Raw genomic sequence first — 20,475 nt, 5'->3', positions numbered from 1 at the left:
CAACTTCGCCCGAGCCCGGTTCACTTCATGTGCGTCCACACCCCCAACATGCCCCCAAACAGGACCGAGACGCAGACGTAACGGAGTCCTACTAGAGCTGTGTGGCACCGCCGTCGACCAACAGTTCCGCGCCGGTGGTGAAAGTGCTTTGGTCGCCGGCCAGGTAGAGGGCGGTGGCGGCGACCTCGTCGGGATGGCCGGCGCGGCCGAGCGGGGTCGGTGGGGCGGGCTCGGCCGCGGTGGGCCGATCGCCGTGCGGGAAAGCGGCGCGGAGCTCGTCCCCGCCCGGCGTCTCGACAGGGCCCGGGGTGAGGGTGTTGACGCGGATTCCTCGGCCGGCCAGTTCCGCGGCCCAGGTGCGGGCGAGGCTGCGGATCGCGGCCTTGGTAGCGGCGTAGATGCCCAGGCCAGGGGCGGCCCGCAGGGCCGCGCTGGAGGAAAGCAGCATCACCGAGGCGCCGGCCGTCAGCAGCGGCAGCGCCTTTTGGACAGTGAAGACCGTGCCCTTGAGATTGATCGAGGTAGTGCGGTCGTACTCCTCCTCGGTGATCGCGCCGAGCGGGCCGTAGTCCCCGACCCCGGCGTTGGCCACCACAATGTCCAGGCGGCCGCTGCGGTTCGCGATCTCGGCGAAGAGCCGGTCGAGGTCGCCGAGGTCCGCGGCATCGCCCTGGATGGCGATGCCGCGGGCGCCGACCTGCGCGACGGCGGCGTCCAGCGCGGCCTTGCGGCGCCCGGTCAGGTAGACGGTCGCGCCCTCGGCGGCGAAACGGCGGGCGATCGCCAGGCCGATGCCGCTGGAGGCGCCGGTGACGAGGGCGGTCTTGTCGTCCAGCTGTCCCATGACACTCTCCAATTTCTTGATGTAACCATTTTTGTTACATCGATGGGTGCAAAATGCGATCCCCCTCGATCGGGGGAAGTCGACGGTCCGAGGTCAGGCGGCTTTCAAGACGTCCCGCAGCACGTCCTCCAGCGTGGTCTTGGCCAGCTCCCTGCGCAGGGCGGCCTCCACATCGTCGTACACGGCGGTCATTGCCGGCCCGATGCCGTGGCCCACGACGCACTCGGGGTCCGGTGCCGCTCGATGCAGGGCGAAGACCGGTCCCGGTTCGATCGCCTGGTAGACGTCGAGCAGGGTGATCGCCGCCAGGTCCCGCGCGAGCATCCAGCCCGCCCCCGCCCCCCGCCGCGAATCGGCCAGGCCGGCCTTGCTCAGCTTGGCCAGCAGGCGGCGGATCACCACCGGGTTGGTGTTGACGCTCGCCGCGATCTGCTCGGAGGTGGCGACCTCGTGGCCACGCCGCTGATACAGCCCGATCCACGTCAGGGAGTGCGCCGCGATGGTCAGCCTGCTGTTGGCACTCACGTCGGACTCAACCTCCCTCGCCCCTCGGTTCTAGTCGTAACGATAGTTGTTACAACTGCATGCGGCAAATCCCGCGCGGCCGGCCGGACCGGCCTCGTCAGCCCGTCTGGCGCGTGTACCTGGCCTTCTTCACCCACAGCAGGACGGGCTCCCGGCTCGCATTCCTGCCCCATGCCGTCGAGCACGCCGCCGCGGGCGCCGCCCGCAGCGGCGGCGAGATGCTGGCCGCCGCATTCCCGGCCCCTGACGCCAGGCCGCCAGCACCTTCATCCCCACACCTCAGGAGTGACGCTGGAGCCCGGCGAGTGCAAGATCACGAATGGTGATGACGTCGTCGGCACCCTGATCGGGCACCCGGACGACTTCGAGGACATCCCGCGTATCTACACCAAGACGGACGTCGACGGCTTCCTTTGGCAGGTCATCCCCGAGGGGCCGGGCTACCAGCTGTCGGCCGGAAGGTACCCGAGCGGCATCGCGACGGGGGGAACTGGCCGCTTTCCAGAAGCACGTACAGGGGGAGCAGGTGTCCTGGGTGCTGGAGCCCGTGGAGGGCGCCGAGAACACCTACCGCATCAAGCACCCCGGCGGTGGGCTGATGTGGATTGTCGACAAGCCCGGAACCCAGTGCAAGATCACGGTCGGCATGGTTCTCAACGCCCCTGACAACGAGACCGCCTTCAGCTTCAAGAAGGGCAATCTGGGCTGACCTGCACGCCACCGCGGGCCGGGCGTCGGGTGACGGTCAGGTCATGTTTCGGCCCCGGACGGATCGCGCAGCGGACGCAGGCCGCCGGGCATCTCGGGGAGTAGAAACGAGTACCGGCCGAGCATGTTGACGTGGTGGCGCACGAACGGGGAGAGGCGGGCGATGTCCTGCTCGCGGACATCGAAGCCCTCGGCGCGGAGTTGGACCACGGCGGCGTCCACGTAGCGGGTGTTGAACAGCACCAGAGGGTTGAGGACCAGGCCGAGCGCGCCGATCTGGTCCTCAACGCCTTCCTGGTAGTGCTGGTAGAGCCGTCCGGCGCGGCCGTGGAAGATCTTCCGGGCGAGCGCGTGGCGGCCCTCCTGCGGAGCAGGCGGCCGGTTCAGCCTGTCAGCTGTTGCAGCCATTCGCGCAGCAGAGCCGTCTCCGTGTCTCGCAGAGGTAGCCCGGCGCCCGCGGCCGGGGGCCCGGTGGTGAGCGCGGTTTGAAGTGCGGCATCGAGGGCGAGTGCGCGCGAGGCCAGGTCCGACCCGGATGAGGCGGGGGAGTCCGTGGTGATCGAGGCGATGACGGTGTCCCGCAGCCGTGCCGAAGTGGTCAGGTCCCGTTCCGAGGGCTCTTCGCCGATCAGCGCCAGCGTGGCACCCGTTGTCGCCGCGTGGATGACGCGGGTCGCCTGCTCCACCGGAACCCGAAGGCGCCCGGCGTCGGCCGCCCGGCCCAGCAGTGTCACCAGCAGGGCGTGCGCCTCGTCCGCTGCCGGGGGCCGCCGCCCGGGCTGCACAGTGCCGTACATGAGCATGTAGAACGCGGGGTGCTGCACTCCGAAGTCGACGTGCAGGTCCCAGCCGCGGTAGAGGTCGGCCACCGGGTCGTCGGGGGTCAGCGCCAGTGCCTCCCGTTTCTCGGCCAGGTACATCTCGAACCCGTAGGCGGCCAGCTCGGCCAGGAGTCCGTCCTTGTCGTCGAACATCCGGTACAGCGCGGGGGCCGTGATGCCCGCGGCTGCAGCGACAGCGCGCGTGGAGACCGCCTCGCTGCCGCCCTCCTCCAAAAGCTTGGCGGCCACCTGCAGCACCTGGCGCCGCGCGGCGCGTCGTCCCTCGTTCATGGAACAACGATATCCCATTTCGCGTATCGCCGCCTTATCGGTGATACGCTCGAAAGCGGAACGGCGATCCATGCTGATGCAGTGCGGCCGACGGCCGCAGCGGGCAGCTCGTCGTCCGCCGGCACCACCATCGAACACGCCGCCATCGCGGCAGGAGAGGAACACCTATGTCCGATATCTCGATCGTCATCGCGTCGCATTCCGGCTACGGCCACACCGCGCAGATCGCCACGGCCGTGGCCGACGGTGCGCGCTCCATCGCCGAGACGCACGTCCACCGCGTGGACGTCGCCTCCCTCAGCGACGTCGACTGGGAACTGATGGACGCTGCGGACGCCATCATCTTCGGCACCCCCACCTACATGGGCACCGCGTCGGGGGCGTTCCACGCTTTCGCCGAGGCCAGCAGCAAGCGGTGGATGACCCGCGCCTGGAGCGACAAGCTCGCGGCGGGATTCACCAACTCCGGCTCCATGAGCGGCGACAAGCTGCACACCCTGCAGTACCTCTCGCTCCTGGCGGCCCAGCACGGAATGCTCTGGGTGAGCCTGAACCTCCTGCCGGGCTGGAACACCACCACATCCAGCCCCCAGGACGACAACCGCCTCGGCTTCTACCTCGGCGTCGGCGCACAAAGCTTCAACGACACCCCCGCGGTCCACGACGCAGACCTGAACACCGCCCGCCACCTCGGCCGACGCGTCGCCGAGCACACCCGCATCCACCGCGCCGGACTGACCGCCGCAGCGCACTGACACCACGGTCCGCCAAAAATTGCCTTTAGTTTCTTTCAGAGGAGTGCGTCATGCAGCACCGGACACTGGGAAGCCAGGGCCTTGAGGTCTCGGCGATCGGCTACGGCGCGATGGGCCTGACGATGGCCTACGGACCCACCGACGAGGAGGCCGGCGTCGCCGCCCTCCGCCGCGCGCACGACCTGGGCATCACCTTCTTCGACACCGCCGAGATGTACGGCTGGGGCACCGGATCCAACGAGATCCTGGTCGGCAAGGCGGTCAGGGACTTCCGCGACGACGTGGTCCTGGCCACCAAGTTCGGCGTCGACATGTCCGTGCCGCCCGAGCAGATCGGCGGCGCTCTCAACAGCCGGCCCGACAACATCCGCAAGGTCGCCGACAACAGCCTGCACCACCTCGGTGTGGATCACATCGACGTCTTCTACCAGCACCGCGTCGACCCCGAGGTGCCCATCGAGGAGGTCGCGGGCACCGTCAAGGAGCTGATCGACGCGGGCAAGGTGAAGTACTTCGGCCTCAGCGAGGCCGGACCCGCAACGATCCGCACAGCGCACGCCGTGCAGCCGGTCTCCGTCCTGCAGACCGAGTACTCCCTGTTCGAACGGGACGTCGAGCAGCTCTTCCCCACCCTGGACGAACTCGGTATCGGCTTCGTCGCCTACTCCCCTCTCGGCCGCGGGTTCATCACCGGCACCGCCAGGCCCGCCGGCCAGTACGAAGCCACCGACATGCGCAACGTCGACCCGCGCTGGCAGCCGGGCAACTTCGAGAAGAACGTCGAAGCCGTCGACCGGCTCGCCGAGCTCGCGGCGGCCAAGGGTGCCACCGTCTCCCAGCTGGCCCTGGCCTGGCTCCTGACCCGGGGCGAGCACATCGTGCCGATCCCCGGCACCCGCAGCCCGAAGCGCATCGAGGAAAACGCCGGCGCCGCCGACCTAACCCTCACCGACACCGACCTCAAGGCCATCGACGAGATCCTGCCTCAGGGCGGCTTCGGCGCCCGCTACACCGAGGGGCACGTGCCCACCTGGATCTGAGACCCACCCTGGGACAGACGAATCCGGTACGAGCGGTTCGTCGCTATCCTTCACCGTTCCTTCCTACCGCCGACTATCGTCCCGCGCCTCGGGGAGGGGACCACGCTTTGCTGACCGTCGTCCGCTGACGGGGGCTCAGCGATCCGCCGCGTCCTACTGTCGGCTTGTGTTCGGTGCCAGGTGGCTGCGGAAGAAGTCGGTGGCTGCGACCGAGGCTTGAGCGAACTCGGTGGTGTACGGGCTGAAGTGCCCGCCGGAGAGCATCACCAGCTCTTTGGGATGCAGCGCCCGGTTGTAGGCGGCGAGAGCAGTGTCGGTCAGTGTGACGGTGTCCTGCTTCCCGACGATCATCAGAGCGGGGTGGGCGAGACGCGGTCGACGAACGCGCCCGGCTCGTACATACGCGCCTTGCGGGTGGAGCGGACGGTGACGGAGTTGTCCCAGCGGGTGCCCTCGGGGAGCTGTTGGAGGTAGTAGCTGACGGCGTCCGGAGCCCGGTAGGAGGCGGCGACGGCCGGGTCGGCGCTGACCAGGGCCTGGGTGTGCGGTGGTTCACCGGCCAGTTGGGCGCGTTCGTCGGCGCCGAGGGCGGCTTCCAGGGCGGGGAGGTTGTCGGGGGCGACGCGGCGCTTGGACTGCTCGAAGCCGCTGATGGTGGGTACCTGGGCGACGACGGCCTTCAGGCGGCGGTCGGTGGCGCCGAGCACGAGGGCGTGTCCGCCGGCGTAGCTGGATCCCCACAGGCCGATGCGGTCGGCGTCGACTTCGGGGCGGGCTTCCAGATAGGTGAGGGCGCGCCGCCAGTCCTCGATCTGCTTCCAGGGGTTGATGTCCTGGCGCGGGGTGCCGTCGCTGGCGCCGAAGGTGCGGTGGTCGTGGACCAGGACGGCGAAGCCGGCCCCGGTGAACAGGTCGGCGAGGCGCAGGAGCGTCTGTTCTTTCACTGCGCCGTATCCGTGGGCCATGGTGATCGCTGGATGCGGGCCAGGGCCGTCGGGAAAAGAGAGCCTTCCGCGCAGGATCAGACCGTCGGGGGCCGGGAACTCGACGTCGAGGCGGGTGGGTTGGCTCATGATTGCTTCCTCCGGGGTGGGCGTCCGGTTGGGGGGACGGGCAGGAGGCGGTAGGTGTCCTGGTGTGCGATCACGCGGCCGGCGGTGGGCGGTGCGAAGTGGGTGCCCAGGACGAGGGTGTCCGTGTCGGCAAGTGAGTCGAGCAGTGTGCGGCGCGTGGCCTCGGACTGCTCGGGGTCGATGTCGACGCAGGCGCCGATGGCGGGGTGGGCGAGTTGGACGGGGTGGTGGATGGAGTCGCCGGTGATCAGCGCCGTTTCGCCCTGGCTGGTGAGCTCGACGGCGAGGTGGCCGGGGGTGTGGCCGGGGGTGGGCAGCAGTCGCAGGCCGGCCGCGATCACCGCACCGTCGGGCGGGAGGTCGATGAGGTCGAGCAGGCCCGCCTGCTCGAGGGGGATCACGGAGTCGCGGAACATCTGCCTGCGTGCCTCGTCCATGTCGTAGCCGGTCCAGAATTCCCGCTCGGTGCGGGAGGTCAGGTAGCGGGCGTGGGGGAAGGTGGGAACCCACTCACCGTTCACCTCCCGCGTGTTCCAGCCGACGTGGTCGGCGTGCAGGTGGGTGAGGATCACCAGGTCGACCGAGTCCGGGGGGAATCCCGCGGCGGCCAGGCGCTGCAGGTAGTCGGTGTCCAGGTGGTGCCAGGCGGGGTTGGCCCGTTCCTTGCCGTTGCCGATACCGGTGTCGACCAGGATGCGCAGGCCGCCGAGGGTGAACGCGAAGCTGTGGCTGGCGATGTGCAGGGTGCCCTCGTCGTCGGCGAAGTGGGGGTGCAGCCAGTCCTGTGCGGCGACGAGGTCGGGGGTGGCGCCGGGCAGCAGCCACGGTCCGGTGGCGGGCGGCAAGAGGGTCTCGTCGATGCGGTGGACGGTGACGTCACCCACGGTCCAGGAGGGGGTGGCGGTCGGTTCGGTGGCCGGTTGAGTGCTCATGATCAGTCGGTCCTCTGGGGGTGTGCACTGGTAGATCCACGTCACGGAATCAGGCGCTGGCCGGGCACGTTCGTCTGAAACAGCAGCCGGGTCAAACATCAGGCTCAGCCGCCGGGCAGTTCACTGAGCTGTAAGGATTACGCCCTTGGTGGTGACGTTCGGCAGTTGGTTCATTTCGGCGAAGGCGCGCTGGTCATGGGCCGGCACCACGATCAAGCCGGGGATGCGCTGCATGATCGAAACCATTTTGAGGATGTTCTGGCGGTTGCCTTCGTTGTCGAAGTCTCCCAGGCGCCTGATGAGGAACGGGCGCTCCAGGCGGCGTGTGAGGCCTTCGCGTTGCCACACGAGGTCTCCGACCAGGGCGTAGCGCACCTGGTTCGGCAATGTCACGAAGACGATGATGCTGCCCGGCGTGTGTCCGGGGGCCGGGACGCAGACGATCGAGCCGTCGCCGTATACGTCGTGGTGGCGGGGGAAGCCGAGGTAGGGCCCACCCTCGAAGGTCAAATCCCGCCAGTTGAACGGGGTTTCCTGAAAGTAGCCGCGGAAGTTGCCGAACATCTCGTGGCTGTAGAACGCGGCTCGGTCGCGCGGGGAGACCCAGACCGGCAGGCCGGGGAAGTCGGGGATGCCGCTCATGTGATCCCAGTGGGCGTGGGTCAGCAGGATCCCGGACAGCTGGCTGAAGTCGTAACCTGCTGCCTTCAGTTGGTCAGCAGCGGTTTTCCAGACATCGTACTTGGTGATCTTCTGGAAGAAGCGGGGCATGGTGGCGATCTGCTTCGCGATGTCGCGTCCGAAGCCGGAGTCGACCAGGAGATCACCCTGGGGATGCTTGATGAGCGCGGCTCCGATGTAGAAGTCACGCTTGTCGAAGATGGATCCGCCGGTGTAGGCGTAGGCGGCGGTCCTGTGGTTGACGCCGGTCGGCACCGCGACGAGGTCCATCTCGGCCGGCGGCCTGGCCTCGGGGACCGGGATCGACGCGGGCAGAGGGGAGGGCATGGGGAGCTTGGATTTCTTCATCGTTTCGTCTCCTTTCGGTGTACCGCTGCTGGGTGTACGCAGGGCTGACCGTCCCATCGGATCGTTACGGGGCCGCGAGGCGGGGATCCGGGCACGCGCCGGCCGGCGCCGGTTGGAGGGGGTGGGGCCGGGAGCGGGCGCCTGTGCCGCGATGCAGACGCGGCGTTTTCAGGCCGCCTGGTGTTGGGCCTCGAAGGTGTGGGGCGCGACGGGCAGTACCGCATCGATCTTCACGATCACTCACTGATCGCTGTTCGGGACGGGCTATTGCTTCAGGCCGACAGCGTTCGAGGGCACGTCGAAGGCGGCGAGGGTCAGCGAGACAGCGGTGAACCAGCCCATCAGCACGGTGAGATCGACGATGCCCTCCTGGCCGATCGTGTCCTTGGCCCGGTGGTACAGGCCGACGGGGACCACGCGCGGCTGCACGAGGGTTGAGGCGAGTTCGTAGACGATCTGCTGTCGGGGGTCGTCGAACGAGGTCGGGAGGCCAGCGATGAGGGCTTCGACCTTCTGTGGATCCAGGCCGCCCAGTGCCACACCGATCTTCTCGTGTTCGTAGTTGGCGTACGCCGTAAGCCAGCGGCCGGTGACGAGGTTGGTGACGATCTCGATTTCTGCCTTCGACAGCGACGAGTCCGTTTGAAAGTACGCTCCGGTCGGCACGATCGCCGTCAGCAGCTTGGGGTTGGCCAGCCAGATCTTGTGAGGGCCGGGCACCAAGCCGCGCAGCTTCAGCGTGAGGTCGTAGGCGCTGCGCATGGCCGGCGGCATCTCCTCGACCGGCGTCTCCACGTAACGGCCGAACGTCCCGAAGTCTGCGGAATCATCAAACATGGAGATTCCCTTCCTTCCGGGGCCACTTCGGGCCCCGTCAATTTCCTGAGCTCGGGCTTCCGGCCGGCACGTCGTAGGCATTGAGAAGGGTCCCAAGCGCCAGGTAGTGGATGGTGATGAACACGATCGCGTCGAAAGCTTCCCGTCCCAGCGTCTCGACGACGATGTCGTACAGCGGCCCGGGCACAGGGCCTCCTGCGATCAGTGCGGTCGCGACGTCAGCCGCGAGCACGTCCTCCTCGGTGAGGTCGGACGGGCGCCCGCCCGTGCACAGCGTCGCTACCTGATCCGGCCGCAGTCCGGCCCGTGATGCCAGCTTGGCGTGCGCGTACATCTCGTACGCCACGTTGAAGCGCCCACCGATGGTCAGGATGACGACCTGTCGCGCACGCTCGGAAAGTCCGGGCAGCCGCTGGGCGAGGTCGACGAAGAGACCGAGCGGTTGCGCCAGGTCCGGGAAGTGCAGCATCACGCCCCACGGCCCGACAAACGCACCCTCGGCGTTGCGCACCTCGAAGCCCGTGTACTCATCGGCCTCGACCATCCCCTCGAAGGCGTCGTACAGAGCCCGCTGCCGGGGACTTAGTTCGGCCGGGCGGATCAGCGGTAGCCGCATCACGATCTCCTTTGTCTGAAGGTGATCCGCTATGAGATGAAACGGACTGTTGGTTCGGTTCGTCGGGGACATGACGGCGGGCCGGGGGTCAGCCCCGTGCCGCAGCAGGCTGCGAGGTCAGCCGGCGAGTGCGGTGTCGAGCCAGTCGAAGGTGCGCTGGTGGAACAGGAACATCGCACCCTCGTGGCAGTGCTCGCCTGCGCCCTCGTCCTCACGGAAGGAGATCAGCTCCTTCTTGCAGGTCAGCTCGGCAAACAGACGCTGCGGCTGCCCCTTGAAGAACTGGTCGTTCTCGGCGTCGAGGACGAGCGTCGGGCAGGTGATGCGGTCGGCGATACCCGCCATCGTGTACCCCTCGGTCGCCTTGACCATCTCGTCGAGACCGGACACGCCGAGGGTCCAGCGGCCGTTGCGCACGATCCACCGCACCTGGGTGTTGTGCGCCATCAACGCCTCGATACCGCCGGGCATAGCAGCGGCACGGTCGGCGAGTGCGGCGATAACCGTGTGGAAGTCCCAGGTGCCGTCGTGCAGCACGCACGCGGCGAGGCGGTGCTCGAAGGCGGCCGCCCGCGCGGCGAGGTAGCCGCCCAGGCTCGTGCCGACCAGCACGAGTCGCTGGTCGTCCGCCTCGGGCACGGTGAGCGCGAAGTCGACGACCGGGGTGACCACGGCCTCCCAGTCCGGGCGGAAGTGCAGGCCCTGCTCGCGGACGGTGCTGCCCTGGCCGGGGCCGTCGAACGCGATGACGTTGTAGCCGCGCCGCAGCGCGCCCGCGGCCAGCGCGAAGTAGTTCTCCTCGAGGGTGGAGTCGTAGCCGCCGTGGTAGATGAGGGTGGGGCGCGGGGTGCCCGAATCGTCGACCAGGAAGAGGTAGCCGGGCAGCGTGGTGTCCTCGTACGGGATGCGCAGGGCGCGGGCGGGGGTGTCGAGCAGCGCGGCCGCGTCCGCGAAGGTCTGCTGCGAGGCCCGGGCCAGCCGGGCCGACTCGGCGTCCGCGGCGGGGTCCTCGCGGCGGTAGAAGTCGGCGGTCCGGTAGTAGTTGGACGCGCGCAGCAGCGCCTCCCGGGCGCTGACCCGGTGACCGGCGCCCAGCGCGTCCCGGCCGATGCGCTCGATGCGCGCCGCCGTCGCGGCCCACTGGGCCGACCAGGCCTCCTCGTCGCCCTCCGGGATCTGCCGGCAGGTGACCAGGACCTCGCCCAGGTCGGCGCCCGCGTAGGCGGCATAGCCCGCGGCGCGCAGTGCCTCGAAGGAGAAGGACTCGTCGTCGTAGAGGAATTTCATCGTGAGCTCCCTTCCGAGAATGGAACGGAACGGATGCGTTCCGTCTTGTTCGCCCAAGGCTAACACACGGAACGGACCCGTTCCGTTCGCTATGCTTGGGGGCATGACAGTGGAGCGGAAAGAGACCAGGCTGGCGACCGGCGGGGCGGTCCTGCGGCAGCGGGTGACCGAGGCGATCACCGAGGCGGCCCTCGCCGAACTCGCCGAGGCCGGGTATACGCGGATGTCGATGGAGGCGGTGGCCCGGCGTGCCGGCGTGGGGAAGGCCGCGCTCTACCGGCGCTGGTCCTCGAAGCAGGCGATGGTCACCGAGTTGATCCGCAGCAGGGTCGCCGACGCGATCCCGCCCGCGCCGGCTACGGGCGCCCTGCGCACCGATCTGCGCGAGCTGCTCGCCACCTTCCGCAGCCAACTGTCCAATCCGCTGCTGGCCAGGATCGCGGCCGGACTGCTCGCCGAGGCCAGTCACGACGACGCGCTGGCGGAAGGGATCTACACCGCAGTGACCGCACCGCGGCGGGCGGCGGCGCGCACGATCCTGCAGGGCGCGATCGACCGCGGCGAACTGCCCCCCGGGCTGGACCTGGACCTCGGCACCGACCTGCTGATCGCCCCGCTCGCATTCCGTGTACTGGTCCTACAGGGCCGCAGTGACGACGAGTATCTGGAAACGCTGACCAACGCGATCGAGGCGGCGTTGAGAGCGGCCATCCGCTAACCGACGGGCGAACGGCGGACTTCGACGGCGGGCGCAGTGCTGCCGTTGATCCTGCTTTGCGCAGAGTCACCATCTAGCGACTTTATGTGAACACCCTAGTCGGCGCGCCGCGATGATACGCCGTACGGGTACACGGGATCCCTAGTCAGGCAGCTTCGATGAAGTCGTCGCGCGTGAAATCCACGTCGAGCTTCGGGTCGTACGCCTCGGGCACGATCGATGCCGCCCTCGCCGGCAAAACCACCGCGTTCAGATGGGTGGCCGTCGCAACGGTACGACATTGTCGGCGGCAGACAGGCCCTGTGCTGAGCGGCCGTCTTCTGCGGTGAGGACGGCGCTGGCGAGGGTGAGCCTGGTGAGCTGAAGCCATCGCGTGGAGGTACCGCACCGGCTCGCCGAGGGGGGACCTGTCTGCCGAACCGGGGTCGTTCCAGATTGCGCACAAGCGCCTCATCTCCACACCGGACCGCGAGATGACCCGCCACGCGGCGGCCGGCATCGCGATCGGCAGGCGCGCCCTCGGGTGCCCGATCCGGCGACGGACGGCACCGCCCCCGCAGCACCAGAGCGATGCTGGGGGCATCGGACCGCCCAGGCCCCATCGGGCGCCCGAGGGCGCGAGGAAACCCGCCCCCCCGTCCCGGGACCGCGCACACGATGCGCGCCGCCCGACCGTGGAGCGAACGCAGGGGACCAGCACGCCCAACACCGTTCGGGGCGTGCGGCTGAGCATGGGTCCTGGCAACAGGACTCACTCCAGCTCAGTGTTCAGGAACGGTTGCCGTGTCAGGCGGCCTTGAGCAGCTCGGGCAGCTGAGTCGTGTCGATCAGGTGGGCACGGGACGGGAACACCTCGTTGACCAGAACCCGGTTGACCTCCGGGTGGGGGTCGGCAACGCCATCGGTCAGGACGTAGACGCGGTAGTCGCGGTCGGCGGCGTCGATGAGCGTGGACAGGACGACACCGCCGGTGCTGATGCCGGAGAGGATCAGGGTGTCGATGCCGCGGTCGCGCAGCTGCTGGTGGAGGTCGGTGGTGGAGACCGAGCCGAAGCGGATCTTACGGACGACGATGTCACCGTCCTCGGGGGCGATCCGCTCGTCGATCTGAGTGACGTCGTCCTCATGGTGCATCATCTTCGCCGCGGCGACCGCGCTGAAGGTCTTATTGGTCTCCGGGACCTTGGCCCAGTCGTCCTCGGTGAAGGCGACGCGGACGTAGCCGATGGTGCCACCGGCGGCGCGGACGTCGGCTATCGCGCCCTTGACCCGCTCGACGAGCGCGTCGGGCTCGGGGGCGACCGCGACGATCCCATTCTGGAAGTCCATCGCCAGCAGGGCGGTCCGCTTGGGGTCGATCTCGGGGAGGGCGGGGGTGGTCATGCGTGGTTCTCCTTGCGGGGGTATCGCTGCGTTCGCAGTGGTTGTAGGGGTGTTGGTGCGATTCGAGATGCCGGTCTGGCGGTCCGCCTTGCGGGCCATCAGCCGGCGGTCGAGGACGGTCAGCAGGAGGACGGCGACGGCCGCCGCGACCAGTACGAGGCCGAGGGTGTGCAGGCCGTGGTCGCTCGCACCGTCGCGGAAGACGATGCTGCCGATCACGGCGGAGGTAATGCTTCCGAGGTATCCGAAGGTCCGGAACAGACCGGAGGCGGTACCGATCCGGTCGGGTGGCGCCGCGAGGTAGAGCGCGGTCTGGTTGCCGACCGTGGTGGCGGCCGATATGACGCCGAAGATCAGGGAGACCAGGACGATCGCGATCGCCGGGCTGTGCGAGCTGAGCAGCATGATGCCGCCCGAGCCGAGCACCATGGCCACGGCCCCGACGATCAACGGTCCACGCATCAGGTTGCGGCTGGCGAGCGGGCGCGACAGCAGCGCGGAGACGGCACCCATCGGCAGCAGCAGGAGTCCCGCCGTCACAGTGGAGAGTCCGTGTGCGGCCTCCATCCACTGGGTCATGCCGTACATCACGGTGTAGACGCCGAGCAGGGTGAGGGCCTGTCGCAGGTAGGTGCGGGCAAGGGCGCCGTTGGCGGCGAGTTCGCGAAAGTCGAAGAACGGCGCGGTTTTGCGCAACTCCCATACGACCGTGGGTATCGCGGCGACGACGAAGACGGTGAGCGCGACCCACTTGACGTGGGGAAGGCCCATCAGGAAGACGACCAGTGCGGTCATCGACAGGGCGAAGCCCAGGATGCCGGTCAGGTCGATCCGGTCGGCGATCTTGCGGAGGCTGCTGTCCGCGCGGTCGAGTGCGGGGTCCTTGGGCAGCCAGCGTACGGCCATCACCAGCGCGATCGCGGTGACCGGGATGTTGATGAAGAAGGCCCAGCGCCAGCCTGCGGCGCCGACCAGCAGTCCGCCGATCGGCGGGCCGACGGCGGTGGTGGCCATGCCCGCGATCGCGAGGCCGCCGAGGACCCCGCCCGGCGGCGCGTCCATGCCCGCCTCCTCGGCGCGGCCCCGGATCAGCACCATCGCGCAGGGGAAGGCGGCCGAGGTGCCGATGCCGATCAGGACCCGGGCGACGGTCAGCATCGCCAGGTTCTGGCCGAGGCCGCCGACCAGGCCGCCGAGCAGGACCAGCACGATGCCGGAGAGGAAGATCCGGCGCGGGCCGAGAACCTCGGCCAGCTTGCCCGCGGTGGGCTGGGCGACGGCACTGGCCAGGTACAGAGAGGAGACGAGGACGGCGGTGGCGCCCACCGAGACGTGCAGCTGTGTGGCGATGGGCACCAGGGCGGTCGCGATGATGGAGCTGTTGATCGGGTTGAGGGCGGAACCCACGTAGAGCGGGGTGGTGAAGGGCCAGGCGAAGGACGTGCGCTTCAGATCGCGCGCCGAAGCGTCGCCCCGACTGACGGCGGTACTCATATACCGCCGCCACTCAGGTCCGCTTCGGCGAGCCGCTCCAGGAGCTCGATGGCCTTCTCCACGTCTTCGCGTTCGTCGGGGGCGACCACCTGGTCGATGGCGCGCGCCAGGAACGAGGCACGACCCGCCATGACCCGGTCGATCAGCTCGGTCGCGGAGGTGTCGGCGCTGATCAGCTTCTTGCGGCCGTCCAGTGGGTCGGGCTCGCTGTGGACGAGGCCGGCGGCCTTGAGCACCGTCAGGCTCTGTGCGATGGCCTGCGCGGTGACGTGCTCCAGCGCGGCGAGCCGGGCCATGGTGACGGGGCCCTCCCGTATGACGCTCACCAGTACGCCGAGCTGCGTGACGGTCAGACCGGTCGCGTTCTGCCCCGACTCCGCGCGCAGGCGTGCGCGCAGCCGTTTCATCGCGTCCTGGAGACGCTGTGCGGTCGCAGCAGACACGGCGGGCTGCTGCGGCCGGGGGTTCGTGTTCATGCGCCCACCGTAAAACTCCTCAAGTAACTTTGTAAAGTTACTTGAGGAGTTTTACGGTGGGGTGAGACGAGCCGCCGGGGGCGGGCGTCGCTCAGCGCTCAGCGTCGGGCGCCAGGCGGGCACTGAAGAAGCCGGACAGCCCCTTGACCACGGGCGTGACACAGGCGCCCTCGTCGTAGAGGTCGTTGTGCACGGCACCGTCGGTCCAGAGCGACACCTTCGGGCCGCGGGCCTCCTGGAACGCCTCCACACCCATCCAGGACGCCACCGCCTCACGCCCGACGATCGCAACAGGGGGGCGGGGCGACGAGTTCGACGGAACAGAAGGCGTCGAAGGCGGCGAGGCGGTCGGCGCCGGCCGTGAGGTGGTAGTTGCTTTCGTGCTGGACGTGCGCGCGGGTGTGCCCCTTCTCGTGGCGTAGGGGGAAAATGCCTTTCGCGCTGCGCAGCGCGGAGCTTGCTGATGATGCGACTCGCGTAAGGCTCTGGTGGGGCGGCGGGCCGGGCCCGACAGCGGCCACGTTCGGAACCGGCCGGCCGCGCGCCCACCCCGTCTTCCCGTCTTGAGAGAGACAGACCCGCCGTACGCCGTGCGTGCGTGCGCGCCTATGAAGCTGCTACGCGCCGGCGGTCTTCGGCTCGCTCATCCGGCGGGCGGCCTCGACGACTGCCGAGCGGTGCAGGGCCAGCCGCTGCGGCGACCAGGACTGGCTGACCTCCTCGGGGGTGACGCCCTCGGCGGCCCAGAACCACGCCTGGGCCGCGGCGAGAACCATGGTCAGGAGATCGGCAGGTTCCATCTCCTGGGCGACCTCGCCACGCTGCTGCGCGTCGGCCACTTCGGCGGCTTTGCGTCGGAAGGCGTCCGGTTCAGGTCCGGTGGCGGAGGGGCGCTCCAGAAGTTTCCATAGGCGCAGGCGCATCAGGTCCGGCCGGGCGACGAGGTGGTCGAAGATCGCGCCTGCGTATCCGGGCAGGTCCTCGACGTCGAACGGTACCGACTCGGCACCCGCCGTCAGTGCCCGTTGCAAAACCTCGTCGAACAACTGTTCCTTATTGCCGAAGTAGGCGTAGATCAGCCGCTTGTTCGCCCCCGCGGCCTCCGCGATCCGGTCTACTCGGGCACCGGCGATGCCGTAGGCGGCGAATTCGGTGAAGGCGGCGTCGAGCAGCCGGGCCTTGGTGGCGCTGGAATCCCGTGGCATGGCTGCCACCCTAGCAAGTAACTATCTAGTTATTGACATGGGGGACTCGCGGGTCTACGGTCATGTATCTATCCAGTTAGTTATGGAAGGAACTCTTATGGAACACCGCGCACTGGGCGGCCAGGGCCTGACCGTCGGAGCCCAAGGCCTCGGCTGCATGGGCATGAGCGCGTTCTACGGCGCCACCGACGAGACCGAGTCCCTGGCCACCATCGACCGCGCGCTGGAGCTCGGCGTCACCCTGCTGGACACCGCCGAGAGCTACGGCCCCTTCATCAACGAGCAGCTCCTCGGCAAGGCGCTGGCAGGGCGCCGGGAGGCCGCCGTGGTCGCGACCAAGACCGGTATCGAGATCACCGACGACGGCCGGTTGCTCGATCTCAACGGCCGGCCCGAGTACGTCCGCCGGGCCCTCGAACGCTCGCTGCGGCACCTGGGCACCGACCACGTCGACCTGTACTACCTGCACCGCATCGACCCCAAGATGCCCATCGAGGAAACCGTCGGCGCCCTGGCCGAGCTGGTCGCCGAAGGCAAGATCCGCCACATCGGCTTGTGCGAGGCCTCCGCGCAGACCATCCGGCGTGCCCACGCCGTCCACCCGCTCGCCGCCGTCCAGACCGAGTATTCGCTCTTCGAGCGCGGCATCGAACAGGACGGGGTGCGGGACACGCTGCAGGAGCTGGGGATCGGCCTGGTCGCCTACTCCCCGCTGGGGCGCGGCTTCCTGTCCGGCGCGATCACCAGCCCCGACGACTTCGCCGAGGACGACTGGCGCCGGACCGACCCCCGCTTCCAGGGCGAGAACTTCGACCGCAACTTGGACGTCGTCCGCGAGGTCCGCCGCATCGCGTCCGACAAGAACGTCACACCCTCCCAGCTGGCGCTCGCCTGGGTCCTGCACCAAGGCGCCGTCGCCATCCCCGGCACCAAGCGCCGCCGCTACCTCGAGGAGAACGTCGCCGCGACCGAGGTGACCCTGACCACCGACGACATCGCCGCGATTGAGGCGGTCGCCCCGCACGGCGTGGTCACCGGCGACCGCTACGCACCCGAGCTGATGGGAACGCTCAACGGCTGAGAGCCGGCCGGCGCCTCACAAGATCCCATCGCGGGACCAGAACACCCCCGCACCCCCTCCACACTCACAGCCCCAAGCCCTCGCGTCTCGAAGGCCCCCATGCCCCAGCCGGCCATACGGTCCCGGATCACCGTCGGCGGCACGACGATCACCTATCTCCCCGACGGTTCCGGCGCACACAATCCAGACGTCCTGTTCCCCGGCGTGGACTGGACGGCGCGCCCCGGCCACCTCGAAGACGGGCAGCTCATCCTCTCGTTCGGATCCTTCCTGATACGCGCCGGGGACCAGAAGATTCTCGTGGATCTGGCCGTAGGGAAGATCGACGTGGACGTGCCCGGCGTCGCTCACCTCAAGGGCGGTGCGCTTCTTCAGAACCTCGCCGCGGAAGGACTGTCCACCGACGACATCGACACGGTGGTGTACACCCATCTGCACCTCGATCACGTCGGTTGGACGAGCGATGTCGCACCGCTCCCGAACGCGCCGGCAACGAACTCGCCCACCGGCCTCACCTTCGCCCGAGCACGCCACCTCATGTCGCAAGACGAGTGGCAGTACTGGTCGACGAGGACGGCGACCATGGGCGGACCGGACGCCGAGGCAGTGCTCAAGCCACTCGACGGCGTCGTCGAGTTCGTCAGGAGCGGCGACACGATCGCGCCCGGAGTGACCGTCGAGGCCACACCCGGGCATACCCCCGGACACCTCGCGATCGTCGTTCGGGACCCATCGGGGGTCAGTACCGAATCGACCTACATCGTGGGAGACATCCTTCATTCCCCGGCTCAGGTCGGCGACCCCGCTCTGGTGTTCTCCTCCGACGTCGTTCCGGACCAGGCCCGAGCGGTGCGCGACCACGTGCTGCAGCGGCCGGACACCGTGATCGCTGCCGGGCACTTCACGGACGGCGTGTTCGGCCGTGTCACGTCGGTGGGCGACGCGCACGCGTGGGCTCCCGTCGGCGGCGCGCCGTCTTCCCGGTAACCCGACCGGACCTGCCGTCCCGGATGCGGCCCCGCCGCGCCCTGCGCCCAACCCCCATCGCCGAGGCGCCGAACGCGATCGGCAAGTGAGCCACACACGTTGCGGCCCTCGCTCTTCTCAAGTCACTCGTATCAGGAGACTCACCTCATGTCCGTACCTCAGACGCCCCACACGTTCGGGGCAAGCACAACCGCCGCCGAGGTAATCGACGGCGTCGACCTGCACGGCCGCCGGGCCGTGGTGACCGGAGCCAGTTCCGGAATCGGGGTGGAGACGGCCCGGGCGCTCGCCGCAGCGGGCGCCGATGTCACCCTGGCCGTGCGGGACACCGACGCGGGTGCCCGCGTGGCGGCGCGCCTGGAGAAGGAACTGCCGCCCGAATCGGGACAGTTGACAGTGGGACGGCTCGACCTGGCCGACCGGTCGACGGTCGCGGCGTTCGTGGACGCCTGGCACGGCCCGTTGCACATCCTGGTCATGGCCCCGCCGGAACTCACCCGCACACCTGACGGCCGGGAAACGCAGTTCGGCGTCAACCACCTGGGCCACTTCGCCCTCGCCGTCGGCCTCCACCCGGCACTCGCGGCGGCGGACGGCGCACGGATCGTCTCGGTCGCCTCGATCGGTCACCTCTTCTCACCGGTCGTCTTCGACGACCTGGACTACCGCTTCCGCCCGTACGACCCCTGGACCTCCTACGGGCAGTCGAAGACCGCCAACGTCCTGTTCGCCGTCGGGGCCGCCGAGCGATGGGCCGACGACGGCATCACCGCCAACGCGCTGATGCCGGGCAACATCGCGGACACGTCCCTGGCCCGGCACATGGACATGCAGCAGGTGGCCGACTTCATCGCCTCGGGCGAACTCGCACTGCCACCGCAGAAGACGGTGGAGCAGGGCGCCGCGACCTCGGTGCTGTTGGCAGCGTCGCCGACGGTGGAGGGCATCACCGGCCGTTATTTCGAGGACTGTGCGCAGGCCGAGCCGGTCGCCGAGCGAGCCGGTGCCGTCGCCGGCGTCGCGCCCTACGCCCTGGATCGGGAGAACGCGGCCCGGCTGTGGGCCGTGTCCGAGGATCTCGTCCGCTAGAGATCTACGCTGCCGGCATGACCTCGCGACACGAGCAGTGGGCCCGGCTGCGCCGTCAGCTGTGGCAGCCCCCGCGCGCCCATGGCGAGCAGCCGCGCGAGCGGGTGGTCGGCCCGCTCGAACTGTTCTACGACCTGGTCGTGGTCGTGCTGGTCGCCCAGGCCGCCCACCACTTCGCCGAGCACCTCACCTGGCGCGGGCTGGGTGAGTTCGCCACGGTGTTCGCCCTGGTGTGGATCGCCTGGCTCAACGGCAGTCTCCACCACGAACTGCACGGGTATGAGGATGCACGCGGCCGGAGCATGTTCCTGCTGCAGATCCTCGTGCTCGTCCCGCTGGGTGCCTTCATCCCCGAGGCCGGCGGCACACGCGGAGTTGCGTTCGCCGTGGACGCGGGGGTGCTGTTCGCGGTGCTGGCGGTGCTGTGGCTGCTTGCCGCACGCGGTGACAGCCCCGAATTCCACCGTCCCAGCACGCTGTTCGTGACCGGTACGGCCGTCTGCGCAGCCGTCCTGGCCGCGAGCGCCGCCCTGCCCGCAGGCGTCCGCGTGCTGACGTGGGGCCTTTTGGCCGTCGCCTACCTGGCGGGGTTCGCGGTCATGATCGGTACGGCCACCCCGGTACAGGCAGTCGCGTTCAGCGTGACCGACGCGCTCACCGAACGGTTCGGGCTGTTCATCATCATCGTGCTCGGCGAGACCGTGACCGGAGTGGTCGACGGACTGGCCCACGAGCCGACCAACGCGCTCACCCTCGCCGTCGGGCTCGTCGCCGTCGTCATCGGCTTCGGTGCCTGGTGGACATACTTCGACTTCGCCGGACACCGGCGGGCGAGGCCCACACGCGCGAGCACCGTGCAGTGGATGCTGGTTCACTTGCCGCTCACGGCCGCGGTGGCCGCCATGGGCGCCGCGATGGTCGGCCTCGTCGAGCACGCCCACGACAGCCGGACCCCCGCCGCCACGGCCTGGGTGCTCTGCGGGGGCGCGGCCGTCGTGCTCTGCGCGACGATGGTGCTGGCGACCTCCTGCGCGTCTGGCGCCTGGACCGTGGGCTCTACCGGCCGCTGGCCCGCACCTGCGTCGTCGTGGCCGTCGTGTGCGTGGGCGTCGGTGCCGCACGCCCGGCTCCCCTCGTTCTCGGCCTCGCCCTCGTCCTCCTCCTCGGTATCCCCTGGGGACTCGCGGTGGCATACCGACTGACCCACGAAGAGCGATCCGACGCCGAGGAAGCGCCCGGGGTCACGGAGCGCCAGGACGACAACCGGCGTTAGAGATCGTCTTC

Annotated in this window: 22 protein-coding genes and 2 pseudogenes; 9 read left to right on the top strand and 15 right to left on the bottom strand. The window is 69.1% G+C overall.

Annotated features, from left to right (window positions below; all coding sequences use genetic code 11):
* Window positions 1-91: 91 nt before the first annotated feature.
* Window positions 92-844: an SDR family NAD(P)-dependent oxidoreductase gene (locus ACZ4WS_RS46100; RefSeq protein ID WP_467989957.1), complete on the bottom strand. Its 753-nt coding sequence runs from the start codon at window positions 842-844 to the stop codon at window positions 92-94.
* A 93-nt stretch (window positions 845-937) separates the two neighbouring features.
* Window positions 938-1,369: an Rrf2 family transcriptional regulator gene (locus ACZ4WS_RS46095; RefSeq protein WP_467989955.1), complete on the bottom strand. Its 432-nt coding sequence runs from the start codon at window positions 1,367-1,369 to the stop codon at window positions 938-940.
* A gap of 535 nt (window positions 1,370-1,904) precedes the next feature.
* Here ACZ4WS_RS46095 and ACZ4WS_RS46090 point away from each other — a divergent pair.
* On the top strand, window positions 1,905-2,078 hold the full coding sequence (locus ACZ4WS_RS46090) for a hypothetical protein (RefSeq protein WP_467989954.1): 174 nt from the start codon (window positions 1,905-1,907) through the stop codon (window positions 2,076-2,078).
* 41 nt (window positions 2,079-2,119) lie between these two features.
* Here the strand turns inward: ACZ4WS_RS46090 and ACZ4WS_RS46085 are convergent.
* Together ACZ4WS_RS46085 and ACZ4WS_RS46080 are read right to left on the bottom strand one after the other, a co-directional pair.
* Window positions 2,120-2,491: pseudogene (locus tag ACZ4WS_RS46085) on the bottom strand (Tn3 family transposase); the annotation flags it as partial.
* Window positions 2,461-3,189 (bottom strand): TetR/AcrR family transcriptional regulator, encoded by a 729-nt coding sequence (locus tag ACZ4WS_RS46080; RefSeq protein ID WP_467989952.1) that lies wholly within the window; start codon window positions 3,187-3,189, stop codon window positions 2,461-2,463. The pseudogene ACZ4WS_RS46085 and the gene ACZ4WS_RS46080, both read right to left, overlap by 31 nt.
* 167 nt (window positions 3,190-3,356) lie before the next feature.
* Here ACZ4WS_RS46080 and ACZ4WS_RS46075 point away from each other — a divergent pair, with 167 nt between their 5' ends.
* Together ACZ4WS_RS46075 and ACZ4WS_RS46070 are read left to right on the top strand one after the other, a co-directional pair.
* A complete protein-coding gene (locus ACZ4WS_RS46075; protein WP_467989950.1) occupies window positions 3,357-3,944 on the top strand; it encodes a flavodoxin family protein in 588 nt (195 codons plus the stop codon).
* A 50-nt stretch (window positions 3,945-3,994) separates the two neighbouring features.
* Window positions 3,995-4,984: an aldo/keto reductase gene (locus tag ACZ4WS_RS46070; RefSeq protein ID WP_467989948.1), complete on the top strand. Its 990-nt coding sequence runs from the start codon at window positions 3,995-3,997 to the stop codon at window positions 4,982-4,984.
* Window positions 4,985-5,137: 153 nt separating this feature from the next.
* Here the strand turns inward: ACZ4WS_RS46070 and ACZ4WS_RS46065 are convergent, their stop codons facing one another.
* From ACZ4WS_RS46065 to ACZ4WS_RS46035, 7 genes are all read right to left on the bottom strand, one after another.
* Window positions 5,138-5,335, bottom strand: coding sequence for a hypothetical protein (locus ACZ4WS_RS46065; protein ID WP_467989946.1), 198 nt, complete (start codon window positions 5,333-5,335; stop codon window positions 5,138-5,140).
* Window positions 5,335-6,057 (bottom strand): alpha/beta hydrolase, encoded by a 723-nt coding sequence (locus tag ACZ4WS_RS46060; RefSeq protein WP_467989944.1) that lies wholly within the window; start codon window positions 6,055-6,057, stop codon window positions 5,335-5,337. The genes ACZ4WS_RS46065 and ACZ4WS_RS46060 overlap by 1 nt, the downstream gene beginning before the upstream one ends.
* Window positions 6,054-6,989 (bottom strand): MBL fold metallo-hydrolase, encoded by a 936-nt coding sequence (locus tag ACZ4WS_RS46055; RefSeq protein ID WP_467989941.1) that lies wholly within the window; start codon window positions 6,987-6,989, stop codon window positions 6,054-6,056. Before ACZ4WS_RS46055 ends, ACZ4WS_RS46060 begins: the two co-directional genes overlap by 4 nt.
* A gap of 120 nt (window positions 6,990-7,109) precedes the next feature.
* Window positions 7,110-8,018: an MBL fold metallo-hydrolase gene (locus ACZ4WS_RS46050; protein ID WP_467989939.1), complete on the bottom strand. Its 909-nt coding sequence runs from the start codon at window positions 8,016-8,018 to the stop codon at window positions 7,110-7,112.
* A gap of 264 nt (window positions 8,019-8,282) precedes the next feature.
* Window positions 8,283-8,855: a carboxymuconolactone decarboxylase family protein gene (locus ACZ4WS_RS46045; RefSeq protein ID WP_467989937.1), complete on the bottom strand. Its 573-nt coding sequence runs from the start codon at window positions 8,853-8,855 to the stop codon at window positions 8,283-8,285.
* Between the two features lie 37 nt (window positions 8,856-8,892).
* The gene (locus ACZ4WS_RS46040; protein ID WP_467989935.1) at window positions 8,893-9,543 is read right to left on the bottom strand and encodes a carboxymuconolactone decarboxylase family protein; all 651 of its coding nucleotides are present in this window, start codon (window positions 9,541-9,543) and stop codon (window positions 8,893-8,895) included.
* 45 nt (window positions 9,544-9,588) lie between these two features.
* Window positions 9,589-10,758, bottom strand: coding sequence for an alpha/beta hydrolase family protein (locus ACZ4WS_RS46035; RefSeq protein ID WP_467989933.1), 1,170 nt, complete (start codon window positions 10,756-10,758; stop codon window positions 9,589-9,591).
* 103 nt (window positions 10,759-10,861) lie between these two features.
* Between ACZ4WS_RS46035 and ACZ4WS_RS46030 the strand changes: the two genes are divergently transcribed.
* Both ACZ4WS_RS46030 and ACZ4WS_RS46025 read left to right on the top strand, forming a co-directional pair.
* Window positions 10,862-11,476 (top strand): TetR/AcrR family transcriptional regulator, encoded by a 615-nt coding sequence (locus ACZ4WS_RS46030; RefSeq protein ID WP_467989931.1) that lies wholly within the window; start codon window positions 10,862-10,864, stop codon window positions 11,474-11,476.
* A gap of 467 nt (window positions 11,477-11,943) precedes the next feature.
* Window positions 11,944-12,293, top strand: a pseudogene (locus ACZ4WS_RS46025) (hypothetical protein); the annotation flags it as partial.
* Here ACZ4WS_RS46025 and ACZ4WS_RS46020 read toward each other — a convergent pair.
* The 4 genes from ACZ4WS_RS46020 to ACZ4WS_RS46005 all read right to left on the bottom strand — a co-directional run bounded on the left by ACZ4WS_RS46020 (window position 12,263) and on the right by ACZ4WS_RS46005 (window position 16,034).
* The gene (locus ACZ4WS_RS46020; protein ID WP_467989928.1) at window positions 12,263-14,353 is read right to left on the bottom strand and encodes an MFS transporter; all 2,091 of its coding nucleotides are present in this window, start codon (window positions 14,351-14,353) and stop codon (window positions 12,263-12,265) included. The pseudogene ACZ4WS_RS46025 and the gene ACZ4WS_RS46020 sit on opposite strands and share 31 nt — an antisense overlap.
* Window positions 14,350-14,829, bottom strand: a complete 480-nt coding sequence (locus ACZ4WS_RS46015) for a MarR family winged helix-turn-helix transcriptional regulator (RefSeq protein ID WP_467989926.1) — start codon at window positions 14,827-14,829, stop codon at window positions 14,350-14,352. Before ACZ4WS_RS46015 ends, ACZ4WS_RS46020 begins: the two co-directional genes overlap by 4 nt.
* Before the next feature lie 91 nt (window positions 14,830-14,920).
* Window positions 14,921-15,097: a hypothetical protein gene (locus ACZ4WS_RS46010; protein ID WP_467989924.1), complete on the bottom strand. Its 177-nt coding sequence runs from the start codon at window positions 15,095-15,097 to the stop codon at window positions 14,921-14,923.
* A gap of 349 nt (window positions 15,098-15,446) precedes the next feature.
* Window positions 15,447-16,034, bottom strand: coding sequence for a TetR/AcrR family transcriptional regulator (locus ACZ4WS_RS46005; protein WP_467989922.1), 588 nt, complete (start codon window positions 16,032-16,034; stop codon window positions 15,447-15,449).
* 97 nt (window positions 16,035-16,131) lie between these two features.
* On the opposite strand from ACZ4WS_RS46005, the gene ACZ4WS_RS46000 reads away from it, so the two are divergent.
* The 4 genes from ACZ4WS_RS46000 to ACZ4WS_RS45985 all read left to right on the top strand — a co-directional run bounded on the left by ACZ4WS_RS46000 (window position 16,132) and on the right by ACZ4WS_RS45985 (window position 20,393).
* Window positions 16,132-17,115 (top strand): aldo/keto reductase, encoded by a 984-nt coding sequence (locus tag ACZ4WS_RS46000; RefSeq protein WP_467989920.1) that lies wholly within the window; start codon window positions 16,132-16,134, stop codon window positions 17,113-17,115.
* Window positions 17,116-17,214: 99 nt separating this feature from the next.
* Entirely contained in the window at window positions 17,215-18,102 is an 888-nt protein-coding gene (locus ACZ4WS_RS45995; protein WP_467989918.1) for an MBL fold metallo-hydrolase, read from the top strand.
* A gap of 147 nt (window positions 18,103-18,249) precedes the next feature.
* On the top strand, window positions 18,250-19,191 hold the full coding sequence (locus ACZ4WS_RS45990) for an SDR family NAD(P)-dependent oxidoreductase (RefSeq protein WP_467989916.1): 942 nt from the start codon (window positions 18,250-18,252) through the stop codon (window positions 19,189-19,191).
* A 17-nt stretch (window positions 19,192-19,208) separates the two neighbouring features.
* Window positions 19,209-20,393, top strand: coding sequence for a low temperature requirement protein A (locus tag ACZ4WS_RS45985; RefSeq protein ID WP_467989914.1), 1,185 nt, complete (start codon window positions 19,209-19,211; stop codon window positions 20,391-20,393).
* The last annotated feature ends 82 nt before the right edge of the window (window positions 20,394-20,475 follow it).

This window comes from Streptomyces sp. NPDC029292, assembly GCF_055569295.1.
Note: the sequence above shows the minus strand (reverse complement) of the source record. Positions and strands in the feature narration are given on the sequence as shown.